The sequence below is a fragment of the Streptomyces sp. SID14478 genome (assembly GCF_010548525.1).
Classification (GTDB): Bacteria; Actinomycetota; Actinomycetes; order Streptomycetales; family Streptomycetaceae; genus Streptomyces.
The window spans coordinates 1-3310 of sequence record NZ_JAAGMG010000153.1 but is presented as its reverse complement, the minus strand read 5'-3'; the positions used below and the strand labels follow the sequence as shown (position 1 = coordinate 3310).

At 71.3% G+C, this 3310-nt stretch carries 2 protein-coding genes; both read right to left on the bottom strand.

The genetic code is table 11. The features are described 5' to 3' along the window. On the bottom strand, positions 1-1405 hold a 1405-nt coding region (locus G3I40_RS06260; protein WP_164301163.1), incomplete at its 3' end, for a UDP-N-acetylmuramoyl-L-alanyl-D-glutamate--2,6-diaminopimelate ligase. A 39-nt stretch (positions 1406-1444) separates the two neighbouring features. Next, positions 1445-3226, bottom strand: coding sequence for a penicillin-binding protein 2 (locus G3I40_RS06255; protein WP_164301162.1), 1782 nt, complete (start codon positions 3224-3226; stop codon positions 1445-1447). Positions 3227-3310 lie beyond the last annotated feature (84 nt).

Below are 3310 nucleotides of genomic sequence, written 5' to 3'. Positions count from 1 at the left end.
CGGAGCGGGGGTTGTCGGAGGTGAGGATGGCGGTGTCGGCGAACCGGGCGGCCGCGGCGCCCATCGGCATCCGCTTCGTCCTGTCCCGGTCGCCGCCGCAGCCGAGCACGATGTGCAGCTTGTTCTCGGTGACCTTGCGCAGCGCCTTCAGCACGGACTCGACGGCGTCGGTCTTGTGCGCGTAGTCGACGACGGCGAGGTACTTCTGGCCCGCGTCGACGCGCTCCAGGCGGCCCGGCACCCCGGGCACGGCGGCGACGCCGTCCGCGGCGGTCTGCGGGTCGATCCCGGCGACGGCGAGGGTGACGATCGCGGCGAGGGTGTTCGCGACGTTGAAGGGGCCCGGCAGCGGCGCCTTGGCGGTGGCGCGCTCGCCCTGGGGGCCGACCACGGTCAACGTCGAGCCCAGCGGCCCGACTTCGACGTCCTCGGCGCGCCAGTCGGCGTCCGGGTGGCCCTCGGCGGAGAAGGTGACGACGGGTACTTCGGACTCGTCGATGAGACGGCGTCCGTACTCGTCGTCGTAGTTCACGACGCCCTGTTTGCTGCGTGCACGCGTGAACAGCTGCGCCTTCGCCCGGAAGTAGTCCTCCATGTCGGAGTGGAACTCCATGTGCTCCGGGCTGAGGTTGTTGAAGACGGCGACGTCGAAGACGCAGCCGTCGACCCGGCCGAGCACGAGGGCGTGACTGGAGACCTCCATGGCGACGGCGTCGACGCCGCGCTCACGCATGACCGCGAACAGGGCCTGGAGGTCGGTGGCTTCGGGGGTGGTGCGCTCGGACTTGATGCGCTCGTCGCCGATGCGCATCTCGACGGTGCCGATGAGCCCGGTCGAGCGGACCGCCTTGAGCCCGCCCTCCATGAGGTACGCCGTCGTCGTCTTGCCGGAGGTGCCGGTGATGCCGAGCTGCAGCAGGTCCCGGCCGGGGTGGCCGTAGATCGTGGCGGCCAGTTCGCCCATGCGCCCGCGCGGGTTCTCCACGACGAGCGGCACGAGCCCGGCGTCCGCGACGCGTTCGGCGCCCGCCGGGTCGGTGAGGGCGGCGACGGCACCGAGGGTCGCGGCCTGCGCGGCGAAGTCGGCGCCGTGCGCGCGGGCGCCGGGCAGTGCGGCGTACAGGTCGCCGGGGCGCACCGCGCGGGAGTCGTGGGTGATGCCGGTGATGTCCACGGCCTTGCCGGGCGCGGGGACACCCAGCTGACCGGCGAGTTCCGCGAGGGGGGTGGCGGAGACCTCGACCGGTCGCGGCGGCCCGGGATATGTCACGGGTGCGCCCTTCTGGGTGGTTTGGGACTGATCAGCGTGTGGCACGGCGGTGAGCGTACCGGGCCCACCCCGCCCTGGGCGAAGCGAGGGGCGTGGCGTGGGCCGGTTCCCTGGATCGGAGGTGATGGTTGTCACGGACTCTTCACGGTGTGCTGGTGATCATGGTCATGCCCGTCATGGCTGGAACGCGACGGGCAACCGCGCGGACTTGGCGCCCGTGGGCGGCACTTGCAGCGTCTTCAGGGCGAACTCCATGACCTGCTTGTAGATGGGCCCGCAGATCTGGCCGCCGAAGTAACTCCCCTTCGTGGCGTTCTGGATGGCGCAGTAGACGGTGACGCGCGGCTTGTCGGCGGGCGCGAACCCGGCGAACGACGACGTGTACCCCTTGTAGCGGCCGGTGGCCGGATCGACGCGGTTGGCCGTACCCGTCTTGCCGGCGACGCGGTAGCCGGGGATACGGGCCTTCGTACCCGTGCCTTCCTCGTCGTCGACGACGGACTCCAGCATCTGCGCGACCGTCTTCGCCGTCTTGGCGCTGACGACACGGGTCTGCTTGGGCTTGGCCGCGGGCGTGAACCGGCCGTCGGCGCCCTTCGTGCCGCGCACCAGGGTCGGTTCGATCCGTACGCCGCCGTTGGCGATGGTCGAGTACACGGAGGCCGCCTGCATGGCGTTGATGGAGAAGCCCTGGCCGAACGGGACCGTGTACTGCTGCGACGTGGACCACTTGTCGGCCGGCGCGAGGATGCCGGAGGTCTCGCCGGGGAAGCCGAGACCGCTCGGCTTGCCGATGCCGAACTTGCTCAGGTACCCGTACAGGGTCTGGTTCGCCTGCGGCTGCGTCGCGCCGAGCTGGCCGGTCGCCAGGATCGTGCCGATGTTGCTGGACTTGGCGAGCACGCCGTTGAGCGTGAGGTGCCAGGTCGGGTGGTCGACGTCGTCCTGGAAGAGGCGGTCGCCGCGGTGCAGCCGGTTGGGCACGACGACGTGGGTGCCCGGGGTCGCCACGTTCTCCTCGAGGACGGCCGCCATCGACATGATCTTGGCGGTGGAGCCGGGCTCGTAGGCGTCCTGCAGCGCGGCGTTGCCCATGGCGGACGAGGTGGCCTGTGACAGGTCGTTCGGGTCGAAGCCGGGCGCGTTGGCCATGGCCAGCACCTCGCCGGTCCGCGTGTCCTGCACCATCACGTAGCCGCGGTCGGCGTGGGACTTCTTGACCTGCTCGGTGATGGCGTTCTGCGCGGCCCACTGGATGTCGCGGTCGATGGTCAGCTCGACGTCGGCGCCGGGCACCGCGGGCTGCTCGGTACTGCCGGCGGTGGGCACCTGCTGGCCGCCCGACTGGGCGTAGCGGATCTTTCCGGCCTTGCCCGAGAGGTCCTTGTTCAGCTGCTGCTCGACGCCGCCACCGCCCTTGCCGTCGGCGTTGACCCAGCCCAGTATCCCGGCCGCGAGGTCGCCGTTCGGGTACACGCGCTTGCTGCTGGGGTCGGCGAGCACCCCGGACAGCACGCTCGCCTCGCGGCCCTCGGCGTTCGCCTTCTCGTTCAGCGTCGAGCGCAGGTCCTTGATCTGCTTCCAGACCTGCGGCGTCTGCCGCGCGGCGAGCCGCACGTACCGGGTGTTCCTGGTCTTGAGCTTCTTGGCCAGCGCGTCCGCGTCCACCCCGACGATCGGTGACAGCAGGGCCGCCGCCTGCTCGGGCGCGTCCTTCACCTTGGTGGCCTTCTCGGTGAACAGCGTCGGGTCCGCCGTGATGTCGTAGGCGTCCACGCTCGTCGCGAGGGCGACACCGCTGCGGTCGGTGATGCCGCCGCGCTCGGCCGCGATGGTGTGGCTGACGAAGCGGTTCAGCTCGGCCTTCGCGGCGTACGTGCTCGCGTCGACGCCCTGCACCTGGAGGAGGCGGACGACGAAGACCATGAGGACGAGCGTGAGGCCCAGGCTCACCATCCGCAGACGGGGCCGCGGGCTGCCCAGGCGCAGTGGGGTGGGCGTCTTCGCGGGGCCGGGGCGCGGGCGCCGTGCGGCGGGGCG

What these genes read in the sequence shown, in the direction of transcription:
- G3I40_RS06255 (WP_164301162.1), bottom strand. Translation starts at nt 3,226, where the DNA reads ATGGTGAGCCTGGGCCTCACGCTCGTCCTCATGGTCTTCGTCGTCCGC.